The organism is Ancylobacter koreensis (assembly GCF_023016525.1).
In the GTDB taxonomy this organism is placed as follows: Bacteria; Pseudomonadota; Alphaproteobacteria; order Rhizobiales; family Xanthobacteraceae; genus Ancylobacter; species Ancylobacter koreensis.
Genome location: NZ_JALKCG010000002.1, coordinates 190,001 through 208,393, shown reverse-complemented (window position 1 = coordinate 208,393; position 18,393 = coordinate 190,001). Strand labels below are relative to the sequence as shown.

At 69.6% G+C, this 18,393-nt stretch carries 16 protein-coding genes (1 of these 16 running past the window's edge); 9 read left to right on the top strand and 7 right to left on the bottom strand.

Going from position 1 to position 18,393, the window contains the following annotated elements:
- Nucleotides 1–21: 21 nt before the first annotated feature.
- Nucleotides 22–756, bottom strand: coding sequence for an SDR family NAD(P)-dependent oxidoreductase (locus MWN33_RS08120; RefSeq protein WP_247199988.1), 735 nt, complete (start codon nt 754–756; stop codon nt 22–24).
- A gap of 153 nt (nt 757–909) precedes the next feature.
- Here MWN33_RS08120 and MWN33_RS08115 point away from each other — a divergent pair, with 153 nt between their 5' ends.
- Nucleotides 910–1,278: a winged helix-turn-helix transcriptional regulator gene (locus MWN33_RS08115; RefSeq protein WP_247200331.1), complete on the top strand. Its 369-nt coding sequence runs from the start codon at nt 910–912 to the stop codon at nt 1,276–1,278.
- Here the strand turns inward: MWN33_RS08115 and MWN33_RS08110 are convergent.
- Together MWN33_RS08110 and MWN33_RS08105 are read right to left on the bottom strand one after the other, a co-directional pair.
- A complete protein-coding gene (locus MWN33_RS08110) occupies nt 1,254–3,545 on the bottom strand; it encodes a nitric oxide reductase activation protein NorD (RefSeq protein WP_247199987.1) in 2,292 nt (763 codons plus the stop codon). The genes MWN33_RS08115 and MWN33_RS08110 overlap by 25 nt on opposite strands.
- The gene (locus tag MWN33_RS08105) at nt 3,542–4,354 is read right to left on the bottom strand and encodes a CbbQ/NirQ/NorQ/GpvN family protein (protein WP_247199986.1); all 813 of its coding nucleotides are present in this window, start codon (nt 4,352–4,354) and stop codon (nt 3,542–3,544) included. Before MWN33_RS08105 ends, MWN33_RS08110 begins: the two co-directional genes overlap by 4 nt.
- A gap of 219 nt (nt 4,355–4,573) precedes the next feature.
- Here MWN33_RS08105 and MWN33_RS08100 point away from each other — a divergent pair, with 219 nt between their 5' ends.
- Nucleotides 4,574–5,119: a flavin reductase family protein gene (locus MWN33_RS08100; RefSeq protein WP_247199985.1), complete on the top strand. Its 546-nt coding sequence runs from the start codon at nt 4,574–4,576 to the stop codon at nt 5,117–5,119.
- Here MWN33_RS08100 and MWN33_RS08095 read toward each other — a convergent pair whose 3' ends face one another.
- Genes MWN33_RS08095 through MWN33_RS08085 form a run of 3 tightly spaced genes read right to left on the bottom strand, consistent with a single transcriptional unit; the run spans nt 5,120 to nt 10,049 of the window.
- A complete protein-coding gene (locus tag MWN33_RS08095; protein ID WP_247199984.1) occupies nt 5,120–6,283 on the bottom strand; it encodes an ABC transporter permease in 1,164 nt (387 codons plus the stop codon).
- A gap of 2 nt (nt 6,284–6,285) precedes the next feature.
- Nucleotides 6,286–8,994, bottom strand: a complete 2,709-nt coding sequence (gene rbbA, locus MWN33_RS08090) for a ribosome-associated ATPase/putative transporter RbbA (RefSeq protein ID WP_247199983.1) — start codon at nt 8,992–8,994, stop codon at nt 6,286–6,288.
- Complete coding sequence (locus MWN33_RS08085; RefSeq protein ID WP_425531974.1) at nt 8,991–10,049, bottom strand: HlyD family secretion protein; 1,059 nt, start codon at nt 10,047–10,049, stop codon at nt 8,991–8,993. Before MWN33_RS08085 ends, rbbA begins: the two co-directional genes overlap by 4 nt.
- Nucleotides 10,050–10,222: 173 nt before the next feature.
- On the opposite strand from MWN33_RS08085, the gene MWN33_RS08080 reads away from it, so the two are divergent.
- The 6 genes from MWN33_RS08080 (at nt 10,223) to MWN33_RS08055 (ending at nt 16,725) form a co-directional block, all read left to right on the top strand.
- Nucleotides 10,223–11,206 carry a zinc-dependent alcohol dehydrogenase family protein gene (locus MWN33_RS08080; protein ID WP_247199981.1) on the top strand — a complete coding sequence of 328 codons (984 nt, stop codon included), beginning with the start codon at nt 10,223–10,225 and terminating at the stop codon, nt 11,204–11,206.
- A 55-nt stretch (nt 11,207–11,261) separates the two neighbouring features.
- A complete protein-coding gene (locus MWN33_RS08075; protein ID WP_247199980.1) occupies nt 11,262–13,634 on the top strand; it encodes a phosphoketolase family protein in 2,373 nt (790 codons plus the stop codon).
- A gap of 164 nt (nt 13,635–13,798) precedes the next feature.
- The gene (locus MWN33_RS08070) at nt 13,799–14,071 is read left to right on the top strand and encodes a PepSY domain-containing protein (protein ID WP_247199979.1); all 273 of its coding nucleotides are present in this window, start codon (nt 13,799–13,801) and stop codon (nt 14,069–14,071) included.
- A complete protein-coding gene (locus tag MWN33_RS08065) occupies nt 14,071–14,649 on the top strand; it encodes a cytochrome b/b6 domain-containing protein (RefSeq protein ID WP_247199978.1) in 579 nt (192 codons plus the stop codon). Before MWN33_RS08070 ends, MWN33_RS08065 begins: the two co-directional genes overlap by 1 nt.
- Before the next feature lie 7 nt (nt 14,650–14,656).
- A complete protein-coding gene (locus MWN33_RS08060) occupies nt 14,657–15,346 on the top strand; it encodes a response regulator transcription factor (protein ID WP_247199977.1) in 690 nt (229 codons plus the stop codon).
- On the top strand, nt 15,343–16,725 hold the full coding sequence (locus MWN33_RS08055; protein ID WP_247199976.1) for a sensor histidine kinase: 1,383 nt from the start codon (nt 15,343–15,345) through the stop codon (nt 16,723–16,725). The genes MWN33_RS08060 and MWN33_RS08055 overlap by 4 nt, the downstream gene beginning before the upstream one ends.
- Here the strand turns inward: MWN33_RS08055 and MWN33_RS08050 are convergent.
- A complete protein-coding gene (locus MWN33_RS08050) occupies nt 16,709–17,509 on the bottom strand; it encodes a DUF72 domain-containing protein (RefSeq protein WP_247199975.1) in 801 nt (266 codons plus the stop codon). The genes MWN33_RS08055 and MWN33_RS08050 overlap by 17 nt on opposite strands.
- A gap of 374 nt (nt 17,510–17,883) precedes the next feature.
- Between MWN33_RS08050 and galE the strand changes: the two genes are divergently transcribed.
- A protein-coding gene (gene galE / locus MWN33_RS08045) for a UDP-glucose 4-epimerase GalE (RefSeq protein WP_247199974.1) crosses the window boundary here: on the top strand, nt 17,884–18,393 show its 5' portion. The gene runs 468 nt beyond the window's last position; 510 of the gene's 978 nt are visible here — the first part of the coding sequence; the start codon lies at nt 17,884–17,886; the stop codon falls past the right edge of the window.

Sequence of the window (18,393 nt, the reverse complement as noted above, 5' to 3'; positions counted from 1 at the left end):
AGGCCCTACCGCATCATCGCGTCAGACCTGCGCGAAACCGCCGTCCACGAACACCTCGCCTCCGGTCATGAAGCTGCTGTCCGACGAGGCGAGGAAGGCGGCCACCGCACCCGTCTCCGCCGGTTCGCCGATGCGGCCGGCCGGCGTCGTCGCCCCCAACGCAACGAACGCCTCCTCGCCCACAACCTCCATCGCGAGGTCGGTCTTGATCGGGCCCGGGGAGAGCACGTTGACGCGGATGCCGGTGTTGCGCAGGTCGAGCGCCCAGCTGCGCGCCAGATTGCGTACCGCCGCCTTGGTCGCGCTGTAGATGCTGAATGCCGGCGTCCCCATCACGCCCGTGGTCGAGCCGGTGAGGATGATCGACGCCCCGTCCTTCAGCAGCGGCAGCGCCTTCTGCACTGTGAAGATCACACCCTTCACATTGACGTCGAAGGTCTGCTCGTAGTGCTCCAAAGTGATCTCGCCGAGCGGCGCGAAAGACCCGGTCCCGGCGTTGGCGAAGACGATGTCGATGCCGCCCCGCTCGGCCTTCACCGTCGCGTACAGCCGGTCGAGGTCGGCGAGATCGGTGACCGAGCCGCGTATCGCCCGCGCCGAGGATCCCAGCTCCGCGACCGCGGCGTCGAGCGCCTCCTGCCGCCGCCCGAAGAGATAGACAAACGCGCCTTCTTCGACGAACCGCCGGGCGGCGCCGAGACCGATGCCGCTGCCGCCGCCTGTCACCACCGCCGTCTTGCCCTGTAGCCTGCTCATGATGTGCTCCTTCGTTGAGGTTGCACAGAGCTGGCGGTGCACACACCTATGGACAAGTATGCACCTTTTGGTAAGTATCAGAAAATGTCAGATCGTCCGAACCTGCCGCCAACTGCCGACACCGACCTCCCGGCCCGAACCTGCACGCCGGTCCTGCCCGGCTTCACCTGCGGGCTCGATGCGACGCTGCGCGTCGTCGCCGGCAAATGGAAGCCGCTGATCCTGTATTTCCTCGCTCAGGGCGGGCCCACCCGCTATGGCGAACTGCGCCGCGCGGTACGCGACGTGAGCGACAAGATGCTGATCCAGCAGCTCAAGGAGCTCGAAGCCGACGGCCTCGTGAAACGCACCGACTACAAGGAAGTCCCGCCGCGGGTCGACTACAGCCTCACCCCGCTGGGCCGGAGCCTCGCGCAGGCCCTGGTGCCGCTCTGCAACTGGGGGGAGGCGAACCTCGTCGAGGTGACACGCGTCTTCGCGCAGCGCGCAGCCGAGGATCAGCGCCGCGCCAGCCGGAAGTAGAGCTCGGAGAGCCGCTCCGGCAGGTCCTCCACCCGCCGAACCGGCATCGCATTGGTCTTGCCGAAGATCGCCGGCGCCGAGCCGACGCCGGCGGGGTCCAGCGTGACGCCGAAGGTGTCGATGCCCTGCGCCCTCAGTTGCAGCACCACGCGCCGCGCATCCTGCACGAGGTCACCCGCCGCGACGTCGATGTCGGAGGGCTCGCCGTCGGTCAGCACCAGCACCAGCTTGCGGAAGGCGCGCACGCGGGCGATCTGCGCGCCGGCATGGCGCAGCGCCGCCCCCAGCCGGGTCGACAGGCCCGCTTGCAGCCCCGCGAGCCGCGCCAGCGCGGCGGCGTCATAGGGCTCGGCGAAGCTCTTCACCGGCGTCACCCGCACGTCGCCGCGCCCGCTGGAGGCGAAGGCGAGGAGCGCGAAATCGTCGCCCAGCTTTTCCAGCGCCTCAGCCAGCATGGCCACGGCGAGCCTCTCCACGTCGAGCACGCTCGCCCCATCCGCCAGCCTCTCGCGGGTCGAGTGCGAGACGTCGACCAGCACCAGAACGGCGAGGTCCCTCTGGAGCCGCGCCGAGGAGCGGAACACCCTGAGGTCCGGCATCTCGCCGGCCCTTGTGGCGATTGCGGCCTCGATGACGGCGTCGATGTCGAGATCGTGGCCCTCGGCCTGCCGCTTCAGCCGCGCGGCGCGGCCGACCTTCGCCGCCTTGACCAGCCGCGCGACGCGCCCGCGCAGCGCCGCCGCCCGCTCCAGCGCGCGCAGCAGCGGGCGAACCTCGCCCGCCGCCGCCGGCATCTCGCGCACGCTGGTCCAGTCCGCCCGCTCGATGCCGGCGCCCGCGTCCCATTCCGGGTAGGCCGCGACGATGACGCCCTCATCCGGGCCGCGCGCGGGGCGGGCGCGGCCGACAGGTTCCGGCGCCTCGCCCGGCGGGCCGTCCTGCGGCGCGGCGTCATCGGCCTCCTGCGGCGTCGGGCGCGCCGCCTCGACCATCATTTGCACGTCATCCGAGACCTCCGGATCGATCTCCGAGAAGTCCCAGATTCCCAGCCCGTCGTCGCGATAGGCGGGCTCGGCGACGTGGCCGAGCGCGTCGAAGCGGATGCGCCGCTGGCCGACATCGTTGGCGAGCCTTGTGCCGATATCGAGGCTCATGGCGGGATCCTCGATCCGGTCCCGTGCGGCGCGGAACAACGTCTGCGCCTTGCCGACCAGCGCGTCGGGATCGGCATAGGCGGGGTCGAACAGGCCGCGCGCCACCCGGCGCAGCAGGGCGGCGACCGTCGGCCCGTCTTCCGGCGTCGCCACATGGTAGGCGCCCCACAGCCGGCGCAGACCGGGAAAGCGGCGCATCGCCAGCGCCTCGATCCGCGCATCCTCCACCAGCGTGGCGAGCGCGATCTGGACCGGCCGGAATTTGCGGACCGGAAAGCGCGGATTGCCGAAATGGAGATGGGCGCCGGCATGGAGCGTGGCTGCAAGGTAGAGCCGGCGTGCGCCCTCGCCCTCCATGCCGGGAAACACCGCGGGCAGCCGCAGCACCGGCCCGGCGATGTTGACGCGGCGTGGCATGTCCGGTCCGGCGGGCGGCAGCGGCTGAAGCTCCGGCCGCGTGTCCCAGAGCGCGGCAAGCACCATGCGCAGCTCGGCTTCCATCTCGTCGAAGCCCGGCCCGGCGCCGATGCGCGCGAGCAGAGTGAGCGCCAGCGGGTCCTCCAGCGCGAAGAAGGCGCGCCGGCGAGCGCGGTCGCGGCCCGTGGCGCGTAGCCCGGCCTCGATGAAACCCTCGAATTCCATGGCGTGGCCGGGCACGACGAGCCGGTGCGCCTGCGCCGCGACCAGCTCCACGCAATCAGGCGTCACTTGCCCGAGCCGCGCCAGGGCGCGCCACCACATCGCCCGCCCCTCCGCGCCCGTGAGGCGCGGCTCGAGGCCGGCGAAAGCGTCGAGCGCGGCGACGGTGGCGGCCGATCCCGCCTCCCGGCACAGGGCGGCAGCGCCGTGGGCCATAGCCGCCAGATCGTCCGGATCGAGGCGCGGCGCCAGTTCGAGGCTCGCGCGCCAGAAGGCGAGCAGCACGCCGGCCCCGGCATTGACGTCGACCAGCGCCAGCGTGCCGGCGGCCCACGGCTCCAGCGCGGGAGCCCCGTGGCGGCGAGCGAGAGACGCGCGCGTCTCCTCGAAGCGTGCGGCCAGCGTCGCGCGCGCTTCCATCAGCCGGCCGAGCCGGTCCAGCGCGGGGGTGGCCCGGTCGAGCAGTTCGCTCATACGAGGCAGGCGGAGATGGCGGAACCGAGCGCCTGGCGCACATCGGCATCGTCGGTGATCGGCAGCACGATGCCGGCGTGAACGGCGGCCTCCAGCGAGACGCCGCCCGCCGCCAGCCGCCCGGTATGGATCAGCATGCGGGTGGAGGCGCCCTCGTCCAGTCCCTGTCCGCGCAGGTTGCGCGAACACGCCGCAATCGCCACCAACGTGCGGGCCAGCGCGAGGTCGGCGCCCGCCTCGCGCATCACGATCTCGGCTTCCAGCGCCGGGGCGGGATAGTCGAAGTCGATGGCGACGAAGCGCTGCTTGGTGGACTCCTTCAGGTCCTTCACCGCGCTCTGGTAGCCGGGGTTGTAGGAGATGACGAGCTGGAAATCGGCATGCGCGGGGATCAGCTCGTTGCGCTTCTCCAGCGGCAGCATGCGCCGCGCATCGGTCAGCGGATGGATAACCACGGTGGTGTCCTGCCGCGCCTCGACGATTTCGTCGAGATAGCAGATGGCACCATGGCGCACCGCCTGTGTCAGCGGCCCGTCGTGCCACACCGTGCCCTCCGGGGTGAGCAGGAAGCGCCCGGCGAGATCGGCGGCGGTCATGTCCTCATGCGCGGCGACGGTGATCAGCGGTCGGCCGAGCCGCCAGGCCATGTATTCGACGAAGCGCGTCTTGCCGCAGCCGGTCGGGCCCTTGAGCATCACCGGCAGGCGGTGCCGCCACGCCGCCTCGAACACGGCGATCTCGTCGCCGACCGGCCGGTAATAGGGCTCGACCGCGATACGGTAGGCGGAAAGATCGGGGGCGCTCGGCATGGGGGTCTCCGCGAAAGGTCACGCGGGCCGCCTCCCCAACGGGCAGGAAAGGACGGCCCGTGAAGGGCTGTCGGCACTCCCTGCCGCATCGCCGCGCGACGGCTCTGTCGCCCGGCGGGTACATTAGAGAGGCTTTCGCTGCGCCGCACAAGAGGATGTTTGCGGAAGGCGGCGCGCGCGGGCGGCGCTAGCATGGGCCCCGCAACCGGAGAGCCCGCCATGCACAAGCTCCCTCTCGAAGACGTCTACCGGCTCATCGAGCCGGGGCCCGTCGTGCTGCTGACCACCGCGCAGGACGGGCGGGCGAACGTGATGACCATGTCGTGGCACATGATGATGGAGTTCACGCCGCCGCGGATCGCCTGCATCGTCAGCGAGAACGACTTCAGCTTCCGGGCCCTGAGGGCGACGGGCGAATGCGTCATCGCCGTCCCGGCGGCAGAGCTGGCGGAGAAGGTGGTCGCCGTCGGCAACTGCTCGGGCCGCGACGGCGACAAGTTCGCCTGCGTCGGGCTGACGCCGGCGCCTGCCGGCACGGTCGCCGCGCCGCTGGTGAAGGAGTGCTTCGCCAATCTCGAATGCCGCGTCGTCGATACCGCGCTGGTGCCGGCCTACAACCTGTTCGTCCTCGAGGTGGTCGCGGCGTGGACGGACAGGAAATGGACGGACCCGGCGCAGGACGCCCCGAAGACCATCCACCACCGCGGCTACGGCCGCTTCGCGGTGGACGGCGAGATCGTCACGCTGGAATCGCGCATGCCGTAGTCATTGCGAGGCCTGCAGGGCCTTGCGGAAGCGCAGCGCCGCCAGCGCGAAGAAGGCGGCGCCGATGCCGGCCAGCGCCAGAAGATTGGGCCAGATCACCGAGAGCCCGGCGCCGCGATAAAGCACCGCCTGCGACAGCGCCACGAAATGCGTGGAGGGCGAGACCTGCATGACGTTCTGCAGCCAGACCGGCATGCTCTCCATCGGCGTGGTCGAGCCCGAGAGCAGGTTCATCACGATCAGCACCGGCATCACGATGAGACCGAACTGCGCCATCGAGGTGGAGACGGTGGCCACCAGAATGCCGAGCGCCGTCACCGAGAACTGGTAGACCAGCATGGAGGCGACGAAGAGCGCCACCGAGCCCTGCACCGGCACGTTCAGCACTCGCTCCACCACGACGAGCAGCGAGAGCGTCGCCGCCACCACGATGACGAGGCCATTGGCCCAGATCTTCGCCAGCATGATCTCGTTGGGCGTGACCGGCATGACGAGCAGATGCTCGATGGTGCCGTGCTCGCGCTCGCGGATCAGCGCGGCGCCGGCGAGGATGACGGAGAGCATGGTGACGTTGTTGATCACCTGCATCACCGAGGTGAACCAGGCGGAGGACAGGTTCGGGTTGAAGCGCGGGCGCACCACGACGTTCACCGGCGCCGAACCCGCCGATGTGCTGGCGGCGGAACTCTCGGAAAGCCCCGCCATCACCTCCTGCTGCACGATCGCCAGTATGTAGGAGGCGCCGTTGCCCGCCTGCGACATGGCGGTGGCGTCGATGTCGAGCTGAAGCGCAGGGGTGCGCCCGGCAATGAGGTCGTGCTCGAATTTCGGGGGAATCTCGACCACGAACACGTAGCGGCCGGCATCCATGGCCTCGTCGATCTCGTCGGCGCCGATCAGCATCGGTTCCTTGAAGAAGGGCTTGAGCAGCGCGTCGCGCAGCCGGCGCGACAGGGCGCTGTGGTCCTCGTCGACCACGGCCACGGCGGCGTTCTCCACCTCGAACTTGGCGCCGACCGACACCGTGTAGACCGCGATGGTGAAGGTATAGAGGATCAGCCCCGCCAGCACCGGGTCGGCCTTGAGGCTGTAGAGCTCCTTGATGCCGAGGCGGAAGACGCGGGCAAGGCGGGGCAGAAGGCCGGGAAAGAGGCGCGCGGGCATGCTCACCTCCCCTGCTTGCGCAGCGCCAGCATGGCGAGGCCGATGAAGACCAGCGCGAGGACGAACACCATGGCGATGTCGGTCCACAGCTCGGCAAGGCCCAGCCCCTTGGTGAAGGCGCCGACGCTGACCTGCTCGTACCACGCCGCCGGGAAGGCCAGCCCCATCAGCCGCGCCCCGCCCGACAGCGAGGACACCGGCACCAGCAGCCCGGAGAAGTTCACCGCCGGGATGATGGCGATGATGGCGGTGGCGAAGATGGCGGCGACCTGGCTCTGCACGAAGCTCGACACCAGCAGGCCGAAGGCGGTGGTGGCCGTCACATAGACCAGCGAGCCGAAGGCGAGCGTGGCGAAGGAGCCCTTCACCGGCACGTCGAAGACGAGGCGCGCGGCCACCACCATGGTGAGGAAGCTGACGAAGGCGATGGCGATATAGGGAAGCTGCTTGCCGAGCAGGAATTCCAGCTTCGTCACCGGCGTCGACTGGAAATTGGTGATGGAGCCGGTCTCCTTCTCCTTCACCACGCCGAGCGCGGTCATGATCGCCGGGATCAGCACCAGCATCAGCATGATGACGCTCGGCACCATGGCGTTCACGCTCTTGAACGCCTGATTGTAGCGGTAGCGGGTCTCGACGGTGAACGGGTAGAGCGGGCTCGCCCGGCCGGTGGTGCGTAGCTCGGCGTCGGCGAGATAGCTCTGGGCGATGCCTTGCACATAGCCGCGCGTGGTCTCGGCGCGGAACGGCATGGAGCCGTCCAGCCACACGCCGACCTCCGGGGTCAGGTCCCGCATCAGGTCGCGCCCGAAATTCGGGGGAATCTCGATGGCAAGCTTCAGCTCGCCGTTCTTCAGCCGCGTGTCGAGCTCATCCGGCGAGGTGATCGGCGCGTGGGTCTCGAAATAGCGCGAGCCCTCGAAGCTCTCCAGAAGCTGGCGGCTCTGCGCGCTCTGGTCCTGGTCGAAGGCGGCGTAGGGCAACTTCTCGACATCGAAGGAAATGCCGTAGCCGAAGGTGAACAGCAGCAGGATCGGCCCGATCAGCGCAAAGGCGAGGCGGGCGGGATCGCGCATGATCTCGAGCGCCTCGCGCCGCGCCGTGGCCCAGAGCCGGCCGGCGTCGAAGCGGCGGATGGCGGCGCTCACGGCCGGGCGCTCCTTCAGTTCGACCTCGCCCGCCTCGCGGCCCATACCTGCTTCTTCCAGCACCGCGATGAACACGTCCTCCAGCGTGTCCATGCCGCGCGCGCGCTTCAGCTCGGCCGGGGTGCCGATGGCGAGCACGCGCCCCGCATGCATGAGCGAGATACGGTCGCAGCGCTCCGCCTCGTTCATGAAATGGGTGGAGAGGAAGATCGTCACCCCGTCCTGCCGCGAGAGTTCGATCAGCGTACGCCAGAAGCCGTCGCGCGCCACCGGGTCGACGCCGGAGGTCGGCTCATCAAGGATCAGAATTTCCGGCCTGTGGATCACCGCCACCGCAAGCTGGAGGCGCTGGCGGATGCCGAGCGGCAGGCTTTCGGGGCGCACATCGGCGACCTCGGCGAGGTCGAAGCGCGCCTCCATCTCGGCCACCCGGCCGTCCACATCGGCGATGTCGAACAGGCGCGCGTGCAGCACGAGGTTCTGGCGGACGGTGAGTTCGGCATAGAGAGAGAAGGACTGCGACATGTAGCCGACGCGCTTGCGCGTCTGCATGTCGTTGCCGGCCAGCGCCGCGCCGAAGAGCTTCGCCTCGCCCTCGCTCGCCGGCAGGAGGCCGGTGAGCATCTTCATGGTCGTCGACTTGCCCGAGCCGTTGGAGCCGAGGAAGCCGAAGATCTCGCCGCGCGCGATGCGGAAATTCACATGGTCGACGGCGACGAAATCGCCGAAGCGGCGGGTGAGCCCGGTCGCCTCTATGGCCGGCTCGCCTTCATGCACCACCGGGGTGAGTTCCGGCAGCGGCGCGCTTTTCCCGCGCTCGGCCTCGGGCAGCAGGGCGACGAAGGCGCGCTCCAGCGTCGGCTCCCCGGCCTGCCGCAATATGTCGGACGGGCTGCCGGTAGCGAGCACGCGGCCCCCGCTCATCGCCGCCAGCCAGTCGAAGCGCTCGGCCTCTTCCATATAGGCGGTGGCGACGATGACGCTCATCGCGGGGCGGCGGGCACGCAGGCGCTCCATCAGCTCCCAGAACTGCCGGCGCGAGAGCGGGTCGATGCCGGTGGTCGGCTCGTCGAGGATGACAAGATCGGGGTCGTGGATCAGCGCGGCGCAGATGCCGAGCTTCTGCTTCATGCCGCCCGACAGCTTGCCGGCCGGGCGCGCCGCGAAGGGCGACAGTCCGGTGGCGGCCAGCAGTTCCTCGATGCGCTCGGCCCGCTCGCCCGCGCCCTGCCCGAACAGGCGGGCGAAGAAGTCGAGATTCTCGGCGATGGAGAGCGTGGGGTAAAGGTTGCGCCCCAGCCCCTGCGGCATGTAGGCGATTCGCCCGCCCGCCTGCCGGCGCCAGTGCCGGTCCGCCATGTCGCCGCCGAGCACGACGACCTTGCCCTGCTGGATGCGGGTGACGCCGGCGGCGAGCGCGAGCAGGGTCGACTTGCCCACCCCGTCCGGCCCGATAAGCCCCGCCATGCAGCCCGCCGGCACCGATAGCTCCACGCCGTCGAGCGCGAGCGTCTTGCCGTAGCGGTGGACGAGGCCGGAAAGCGCGATGGCGGGCCCGCTCATTGCGGCAGCTTGGCGGTGAGCGCCTCCGGCCAGGCGGCGGCGGGATCGGTGCGCACATAGGCGACGCCGCGCACGCCCGTCTTCACCCGGTCCTCGTATTGGCGCAGCAGCTCGGGCGCGATGCGCAGCTTGACGCGGAACATCAGTTTCTCGCGCTCGTCGGCGGTCTCCACCGATTTCGGGGTGAACTGCGCGCCGGTGGCGACGAAGCTCACCGTCGCCGGCACCACATAGTCGGGCGCCGGATCGAGGATGATGCGCGCCTCGTCGCCCATGGCGAGACGGCCGGCGACGCGCGCGGGCACGAAGACGGTCATGTAGACGTCGGAGAGGTCCAGCAGGGTGACGATGGGCGCGCCCGCCGCCACCACCTCGCCGGACTGCACGAGCTTGTACTCGACCCGTCCGCGACGCGGCGCCTTGAGGGTGGAATCGTCGATCTGCGACTGCACGCGCGCCACCTCGGCGCGGGCGGCGTCGGCGGCCGCATGGGCCTCGTCCAGCGAGGCGTTGGCGGCCTTGAGCGCGGCTACCGCGACATTGAGCTGGCTCTGGCGCAGGTCGAGCGCCTGCGCGGTGCCGTAGCCGCTCTCCTTCAGCTTGGAGGCGCGTTCGTGTTCCTGCTCGGCAAGGGTATGCTCGCTCTCGCGCTGGGCGATGGCGGCCTCGGCCTCGGCGATGGCCTTCTCGGCGCGGCGCACCTGCGCCTGCGCGCCGGCGAGCTGGGCCTCCAGCTCGGAGGTATCCATGCGGGCGACCACCTGCCCGGTCTCGACCGTCTGGCCCTCCACGACGAGCACGGCGAGCACGCGGCCCGCCAGCTTGGCGGCGACCAGCACCTGCTCGGCCTCGATCCGCCCGTTGGTGGAAAACAGGCCCGCCGGCAGGCCGCGCCCGGTCAGCCGGGCGATCAGCGCCTGCAGGCGCGCGCCGAAGCCGGACGAGGCCGCCGGGGCGCTTTCCTGCGCCCGCACCGGGCCGGAAGCGGGCGCGCTGGCAAGGCCGAAGCACAGCAGCGCTCCCACGAAAAGACCGATCGGCCTGCGTCGCCGCATTGCCATCTGACCTCCATAGACTGGACCGCGCCGTGCGCAGCATCGCGCGAGAGGCCGCTATCGCCAAGCCGGCGGACGTTAGCCCCATCGAAGGCGCCTGTCTTGACCATGATCAACACCCGGGCGGCAAATGACGTGTTGGATGGCGCCGTCCCGACGCCGCGAGGTTTTCGATGAAGGCCATGGTCCTGCATGCCTATGGCGAGGCGCTCCGGCTCGAGGAGCGCCCGCTGCCCGTGCCGGGCCCCGGCGAGATCCGCGTTCGGGTCGAGGCCTGCGCGGTCTGCCGCACCGACCTGCACGTGGTCGACGGCGAATTGCCGCCGGGCCCGCTGCCCATCGTGCCCGGCCACGAGATCGTCGGCATCGTCGACGGGCGCGGGGCGGGCGTCGTCGCCCCCGCCGTCGGCGCGCGGGTCGGCATTCCCTGGCTCGGCCATACCTGCGGCGTGTGCCCCTACTGCGCCATGCACCGGGAGAACCTGTGCGACGCGCCGCAATTCACCGGCTATTCGCGCGACGGCGGCTTCGCCAGCCATGTGGTGGCCGACGCCGCCTACTGCTTCCCGCTGGACGCCTTTCCCGATCCGGTCGCCGCCGCGCCGATGATGTGCGCCGGGCTAATCGGCTGGCGAACCCTCAAGCTGGCGGGCGAGGCCGGGCGCGTGGGCATTTACGGCTTCGGCGCCGCCGCCCATCTCATCGCCCAGATCTGCCGCTGGCAGGGCCGCGAATTCTACGCCTTCACCCGCGAAGGCGACGCCGGCGCGCAGCGCCTTGCCCTCTCGCTCGGCGCCCGCTGGGCCGGCGCCTCCGGCGAGACGCCGCCCGAGGCCCTCGACGCGGCGCTGATCTTCGCCCCAGTCGGCGACCTGGTGCCGACGGCGCTGCGGGCGGTGCGCAAAGGCGGGCGCGTGGTGTGCGGCGGCATTCACATGAGCGACATCCCGCAATTCCCCTATTCCATCCTGTGGGAGGAGCGGCAGGTGCTCTCGGTTGCCAACCTCACCCGCGCCGATGCGCTGGAATTCCTCGACATCGCGCCGCGCGCGGGCATCGAGGCCACCACCACGACCTACAGGCTGGAACAGGCCAACGAGGCGCTCGCCGATCTGCGCGCCGGCCGGTTCCAGGGCGCCGCGGTGCTTGTGCCGTGACACGGCGCGCAACCGCCCTAACTGACCCTAGGACACGAGACCGGGAGAACGGTGCATGACCACGCAGCAGGCGACGGAAAAGCTGGCCCCCGATCTGGCCGAGCGCATGAATGCGTGGTGGCGGGCGGCCAACTTCCTCTCGGTGGGCCAGATCTACCTGCTCGACAACCCGCTGCTGCGCGAGAAGCTGACCCTCGCGCATGTCAAGCCGCGCCTGCTCGGCCACTGGGGCACCACGCCGGGGCTGAACTTCATCTATGTCCATCTCAACCGGCTGATCCGCCAGACCGACGCCAGCGTGCTGTTCATCGCCGGTCCCGGCCATGGCGCGCCGGGCGTGGTGGCTTCGACCTATCTGGAAGGCACCTATAGCGAACTCTATCCCGACGTCTCGCAGGACGAGGAGGGCCTCGCCAAGCTGTTCCGGCAGTTCTCCTTTCCCGGCGGCATTCCCAGCCACGCGGCGCCCGAGACGCCGGGCTCGATCCATGAGGGCGGCGAACTCGGCTATTCGCTTAGCCACGCCTATGGCGCCGTGCTCGACAATCCCGAGCTGATCGTCGCCTGCGTGGTCGGCGACGGGGAGGCCGAGACCGGGCCGCTCGCCACCTCCTGGCACGGCAACAAGTTCCTCAACCCCGCCAACGACGGCGCGGTGCTGCCGATCCTCCACCTCAACGGCTACAAGATCGCCAACCCGACCGTTCTGGCGCGCATCCCGCACGAGGAGTTGAAAGCCCTGTTCGAGGGCTATGGCTACGCGCCGATCTTCGTCGAGGGCGAGGAGCCCGAGCCGATGCACCAGGCCATGGCGGCGGCGCTCGACGAGGCCTATGCGGCGATCCGCGCCAACCAGAAGGCCGCGCGCGAGGGCATGGAGGAGCGCCCGCGCTGGCCGATGATCATCCTGCGCAGCCCGAAGGGCTGGACCGGGCCGAAGACGGTGGACGGCAAGAAGGCGGAGGGCTTCTGGCGCTCGCATCAGGTGCCGTTCTCCGACATGTCGAAGCCCGAGCACCTGACGCTGCTGGAAGACTGGCTGAAGAGCTACCGTCCCGAGGAGCTGTTCGACGAAGCCGGCCGGCTGCGCGCGGACCTGCTCGCCCTGTCGCCCGAGGGCGACCGACGCATGAGCGCGAACCCGCACGCCAATGGCGGCGTGCTGCGCCGCCCGCTGCGCCTGCCCGACTTCGCCGATTACGCCGTCGCGGTTCCTCAGCCCGGCGGGGTGGAGCTGGAATCCACCTTCGTCATGGGCACCTTCCTGCGCGACGTGATGAAGGAGAACGACGCCAGCCGCAATTTCCGCGTCTTCGGCCCCGACGAGACCGCCTCGAACCGCCTGCAGGCGCTGTTCGAGGTAACGGACCGGGCGTGGGACGCCGAGAGGTTCTCCTATGACGACCATCTCGCCCGCGACGGGCGGGTGATGGAGATGCTGTCCGAGCACATGTGCCAGGGCTGGCTGGAGGGCTATCTGCTCACCGGCCGGCACGGGCTGTTCTCCTGCTACGAGGCGTTCATCCACATCGTCGATTCGATGTTCAACCAGCACGCCAAATGGCTGAAGTCCTCCAGGGAGGTGGAATGGCGCCGGCCGATCTCCTCGCTCAACTACCTGCTCACCTCGCATGTCTGGCGGCAGGACCATAACGGCTTCAGCCATCAGGACCCCGGCTTCATCGACCATGTGGTGAACAAGAAGGCGGACATCGTGCGGGTCTACCTGCCGCCGGACGCCAACACGCTGCTCTGTGTCACGGACCATTGCCTGCGCTCATGGAACCGGGTGAACGTGATCGTTGCCGGCAAGCAGCCGGCCCCGCAATGGCTCGACATCGACGCCGCCATCCGCCACTGCGCGCAGGGCATCGGCATCTGGGAATGGGCGAGCACCGATGGAGACGGCGAGCCCGACGTGGTGCTGGCCTGTGCCGGCGACGTTCCGACGCTGGAGACGCTGGCCGCCGCCGACCTGCTGCGCGACTTCTTCCCCGAATTGAAGGTGCGGGTGATCAACGTCGTCGACCTGATGACGCTGCAGCCGCATTCCGAGCACCCGCACGGCCTGTCCGACACGGATTTCGACGCGCTGTTCACCAGGGACAAGCCGGTGATCTTCGCCTATCACGGCTATCCCTGGCTCATCCATCGCCTCGCCTATCGCCGAACCAACCACGACAACATGCATGTGCGCGGCTATGTCGAGGAAGGCTCGACCACTACGCCCTTCGACATGGTGGTGCGCAACCGGCTGGACCGTTTCCACCTCGTCATCGACGTGCTCGACCGCGTTCCGGCGCTCGCCAGCAAGGTGCACGCCCGGCAGGCTCTGCGCGACAAGCTGAACGAACATTCCCGCTACATCCGCGCGCACGGCGTCGACCTGCCGGAAGTGCGGGAATGGAAATGGTCGGGCAGCAAGTAACGTTGCGGGAATATGGCCGAGAAGAAGCGCTCTCGTAAGTAATCCTGCGACCTCCCGCGCAAGGGAGCCGCGACCTTCGATGACTGAAAGGCGACGGACAGCTTCGCTCCCTAATGTCCCTGTCGATCCCCGCTGACGGCGGATCGTACAACAAGGACATCGAGATGAAGACGTTCGTCGCCGGCCTCGTCGCCGCCTCCGTGCTTGCCCCGGTCGCGGCCTTCGCCAGCCCGGCCTGCACCAGCGAGCCGAAGGACAAGTGGATGAGCGAGCAGGCCATGCAGGCCAAGGTCGCCGAGATGGGCTACCAGAAGATCAAGACCTTCAAGGTCACCGGCTCCTGCTACGAGATCTACGGCTACACCAAGGACAACAAGAAGGCCGAGGTCTATTTCAACCCGGTCACCGGCGCGGTCGTGAAGGCCGAGATCGACTGATGGCGCCGCGCGCCCTTCAGACCGGGGAGCACCGCTCTCCGGCCGCCGGCGCCAGCGTCCGGGTGTGGGATCCGGTCGTGCGCCTGTTCCACTGGACCGTCGTCGCCGGCTGCGTCCTGAACCTGTTCATACTGGAGGAAGGCAAGCGCGCGCATCGCTATGTCGGCTACACCGTCGCCGCCGTCCTCGTCATCCGGCTCATCTGGGGCTTCGTCGGCACGCGGCACGCCCGCTTTTCCGATTTCGTGCCGACACCGGCGGGCCTGGCCTCCTATGTCAGGGCGCTCGCACGCGGGCGCGAGCCGCGCATGCTCGGCCACAACCCGGCCGGCGCGGCGATGATGCTGTCTCTCATGGCTCTGATGGCGCTGACCTGCCTCACCGGCTGGATGTCGACGCTCGACGCCTTCTGGGGCGAAGACTGGCTGGAGGAGCTTCACGGCGCGCTCGCCAATGGCATACTCGTGCTCGCCCTGCTGCATGCGGCCGCCGCCCTCTTCGAGAGCTGGCGCCACCGCGAGAATCTGGTCTGGGCGATGGTGACCGGCCGCAAAAGGCCGCTGGGGAGCCGGTCGTGAGGGCGTGGTGAGGCTGCTTCTGGTCGAGGACAGCGCGCGGCTGCGCGAACTGACGGGCGACACCGTGCGCGCCGCCGGCTGGCGGCTCGACGCGGTGTCGAGCCTCGCCGAGGCGCAGGACGCGCTGGCCGCCACGCGCTACGACCTCGTGCTGCTCGATCTCGGCCTTCCCGACGGTGACGGGCTGGAGCTGCTGCGCGGGCTGCGCCGTGCCCGCGACAGCACCCCGGTGCTGGTGCTGACCGCGCGCGGCGCGGTGGACGAGCGCATCGCCGGGCTCGATGCCGGCGCCGACGACTACCTCGCCAAGCCGTTCAACAATGGCGAACTGCTCGCCCGCGCCCGCGCCCTGCTGCGCCGCGCCCCGCTCTGCGCCGATCCGGTGCTGGAAGCCGGTCTGCTGTGCTTCGATCCGGCGACGCAGGAAGCGCGCTGCGGCGACGAGGCCATCGCCCTCGCCCCGCGCGAACGGGCGGCGCTGGAAATCCTGCTGCGCCATGCCGGGCGGGTCGTGCCCAAGCGCGGGCTGGAGGAGAAGCTGTCCGAATTCGACGGCGAGATGACGCCCAACGCCATCGAGGTGGTTCTCTCGCGCCTGCGCCGCCGGCTGGCGCCTTTCGACACGCGCACCGCCATCGAGACGGTGCGCGGGGTCGGCTACCTGCTGCGCGAGACCGGGACGGAACCGGGCCCATGACGGCGCGCGCCACCCGCCCGCTCGGCCGCATCGTCGCCCTCCGCGTCATGCTGTTCGCGCTGCTGGCGATGCTCGGCCAGTTGATCGCCGTTCTGGTCGAATATGGCAGCGATCCGGACTATCTCGCCCAGCTGGTGCTGGAGAGCGAGACGAACGTGCTGGCCGGCGGACTGTCGCTGGCGAATGGCCGCCTCACCTACCAGCTGCCGCCCGAACTCGCCGCGCGCTACGCCACGCCCGGCACCGGCTATATGGCGCGGGTGCGCACCGCCGGAGGCGCTGTGCTGTTCGGGCAGTGCGACGAGGCCTGCGCCCGCCAGTTCCTGCCGCTGGAAGTCGACCCGCCCTCCTTCTGGCTGCGCATCCTCTCGCCCGGCTATCCCCTCGCCTTCGCGGGCGGGCGCGCGGTGGAACGCGGCGAGCGGCTGGTCTTCTTCGAGATCGTCATCACGCGCGACAGCCAGCACGCGGTCTGGACCGTGCTCGGTCATGAGGTGCTCGACCACATGCTGTGGCCGATGAGCCTCACGCTGGTCTTCGTGCTCGGCGCCACGCTGTTCTCGATCCGCGCAGCGCTGCGCCCGGTGGCGGCGGCGGCGCAGGCGGCGGAGCGGCTCGACTCGCTCAGCCCCGACGCGCGGCTGGAGGAGGCCGGCATGCCGCGCGAGATCGCCCAGCTCGCCGGCGCAGTGAACCGCTCCTATGCCCGCACCCGCGAACTGATGAACGCGCAGAAGCTGTTCACCTCCGCCATTGCGCACGAAATTCGCACGCCGCTGGCGGTGATCCGGCTGGAGCTGGAGCGCATCGAGCATCCCGCCGCGCGGCGCACCATCGCCGAGATCGACGAGCTGACCCATTTCGTCGAGCAGCTCATAGCGCTGGCGCGGCTGGAGGCTGTCGACCGCAGCGGCTTCGCGCGCCTGTCGCTCAACGAGCTGGGGCGCGAGATCGTGGCCGCCATGGCGCCCTTCGTCTATGCGCAGGGCGCCAGCATCGCCTTCGAGGGCTCCGGCGACCCGGTCGTCGCCGGCAATGCCGCGCTGCTCCGCGACGCGGTGCGCAACCTGATCGAAAATGCCGTGCGCCATGGCGGGCCGGGCGTCGCCATCGTGGTGGAGACGCAGACGGCGCCCGGTGCCGGGGCGGCACTGGGCGTGCGCGACGACGGCATCGGCTTCGATCCGACCCACAGCCCCGATGCTCCCGGGCACTACAAGCGCGCCGGCGGGCTCGGCATCGGGCTGGAGATCGTCCGCCGCATCGCCGCGCTGCACGGCGCCAGCTTCGAGATCGCCCGCGCCGTGCCGAGGGGCACGCAGGCGCGGCTGGTCTTCACGGGCACGGTCGTCCGCGCGCCCGTCACACCCGCTCGATGAGCGCCGTGGCGGCGGCGGGGTTGCGGACCTTGTGGCCGCTGATGACGAAGAGGAACACCTCACGCGGCGCGACCTCCGCCGGCGGCGCGACGAGCAGCTTCTCCAGCGCCGGCGGCGTCCTGCCCTGCGCCCACGCCTTCGCGGCCTCCGCCCATCCGTCCAGCGCCTGGCCGGAATAGCCGAGCGGCTCGTCCTCCCGCGTGCCCATGATGCGGGCATAGACGAAGGGCGCCGTCACATCGGCGATGGAGGGAAACTCGCTGTCGCCGGCGAAGACGATGGCGACGCCATGCGCGCGCGCCAGCTCGACGAACGCCTTCGCCTTGAAGCTGTCATGGCGCACTTCCACGGCGTGGCGAATGTCACGTCCGTCGACGCGCTTCGGCAGCAGCTTGAGGAAGCCCTCGAAATCGTCCGGGTCGAACTTCTTGGTCGCCATGAACTGCCAGTTCACCGGCCCGAGCTTCTCCTTCAGCTCGGTGACGCCCGAAGTGAAGAAGCGCTCGATGGATTCGCCCGCCTCCCTGAGGATACGGCGGTTGGTGGTGAAGCGCGGCCCCTTCAGCGTGAAGACAAAGCCCTCCGGCGTCTCCGCATGCCATTTCGCGAAGCTCTCGGGCTTCTGCGAGCCGTAATAGGTGCCGTTGATCTCGATGGCGGTGAGCTGGCGGCTGGCATGTTCCAGCTCGCGCTTCTGGGCGAGGCCTTGCGGGTAGAAGGTCCCGCGCCACGGCTCGAAGGTCCAGCCGCCGACGCCTATCCGGATGGGTCCGCTTTTCGTCATGGCGCTCTCCTGGCCCGGTTGGCGCGGTTGGGCCGTTGCCGGTCGCTTGGCGGTACGGGCTCGTGCGCGGCCCCGATCCGGTCCGCGTGCGGGAGGCATTGATGGCACGAAACGGCACGCGCGTGCAGACCTCGCCCAAAGCCCCTCGCCCAGAGCCCCTCGTCAAGCCCCCTCACCCCGCTGCCGGCATATGGAACGCTGCACGCGCCGACGGCCGCACGAATTTGACTGGCGAAGGCGTCTCATTTACCCGCATCTGCGGGAAGGCAGAGGCAAGCCTCTGGCGTTGCCCCCCGGACTTTCGCTATCGAAGCGCTGGCAGACGGGCGCACCGACGGACGAATGTCGGTCGCGAGAGAAGGCGGGAACGGACAGTGAGCGGGCATATACTTGTGACGGGGGGTGCGGGCTATGTGGGCTCGCATGCCTGCAAGGCGCTCATGCGCGCCGGCTATGTCCCCGTCACCCTCGACAATCTCGTCACCGGCCGGCAGGATGCGGTGCTCTACGGCCCGTTCGAGTTTGGCGACCTCGCCGACCGCGCGCGGCTCGACGAGGTCTTCGCCCGCTGGCAGCCGCAGGCGGTGATGCACTTCGCCGCCTTCAGCGAAGTCGGCGAATCGGTGCGCGATCCCGGAAAATACTGGCGCGCCAATGTGGTCGGCGCGCTCAACCTCATCGAGGCTGCGCTCGATTCCGGCTGTCGGCGCTTCATCTTCTCATCCACCTGCTCGGTCTATGGGGACCGCGACGGCGTGAGCCTCGACGAGGACACCCCGACCAGCCCGACCAATGCCTATGGCGCCTCCAAGCGCACCATCGAGGAGATGCTGGAGCAGTTCGAGCGCTCCCATGGGCTTTCCAGCGTGATCTTCCGCTATTTC

What these genes read in the sequence shown, in the direction of transcription:
- MWN33_RS08120 (WP_247199988.1), bottom strand. Translation starts at nt 756, where the DNA reads ATGAGCAGGCTACAGGGCAAGACGGCGGTGGTGACAGGCGGCGGCAGC.
- MWN33_RS08110 (WP_247199987.1), bottom strand. Translation starts at nt 3,545, where the DNA reads ATGAGCGAACTGCTCGACCGGGCCACCCCCGCGCTGGACCGGCTCGGC.
- MWN33_RS08105 (WP_247199986.1), bottom strand. Translation starts at nt 4,354, where the DNA reads ATGCCGAGCGCCCCCGATCTTTCCGCCTACCGTATCGCGGTCGAGCCC.
- MWN33_RS08100 (WP_247199985.1), top strand. Translation starts at nt 4,574, where the DNA reads ATGCACAAGCTCCCTCTCGAAGACGTCTACCGGCTCATCGAGCCGGGG.
- MWN33_RS08095 (WP_247199984.1), bottom strand. Translation starts at nt 6,283, where the DNA reads ATGCCCGCGCGCCTCTTTCCCGGCCTTCTGCCCCGCCTTGCCCGCGTC.
- rbbA (WP_247199983.1), bottom strand. Translation starts at nt 8,994, where the DNA reads ATGAGCGGGCCCGCCATCGCGCTTTCCGGCCTCGTCCACCGCTACGGC.
- MWN33_RS08085 (WP_425531974.1), bottom strand. Translation starts at nt 10,049, where the DNA reads ATGCGGCGACGCAGGCCGATCGGTCTTTTCGTGGGAGCGCTGCTGTGC.
- MWN33_RS08080 (WP_247199981.1), top strand. Translation starts at nt 10,223, where the DNA reads ATGAAGGCCATGGTCCTGCATGCCTATGGCGAGGCGCTCCGGCTCGAG.
- MWN33_RS08075 (WP_247199980.1), top strand. Translation starts at nt 11,262, where the DNA reads ATGACCACGCAGCAGGCGACGGAAAAGCTGGCCCCCGATCTGGCCGAG.
- MWN33_RS08070 (WP_247199979.1), top strand. Translation starts at nt 13,799, where the DNA reads ATGAAGACGTTCGTCGCCGGCCTCGTCGCCGCCTCCGTGCTTGCCCCG.
- MWN33_RS08065 (WP_247199978.1), top strand. Translation starts at nt 14,071, where the DNA reads ATGGCGCCGCGCGCCCTTCAGACCGGGGAGCACCGCTCTCCGGCCGCC.
- MWN33_RS08055 (WP_247199976.1), top strand. Translation starts at nt 15,343, where the DNA reads ATGACGGCGCGCGCCACCCGCCCGCTCGGCCGCATCGTCGCCCTCCGC.
- MWN33_RS08050 (WP_247199975.1), bottom strand. Translation starts at nt 17,509, where the DNA reads ATGACGAAAAGCGGACCCATCCGGATAGGCGTCGGCGGCTGGACCTTC.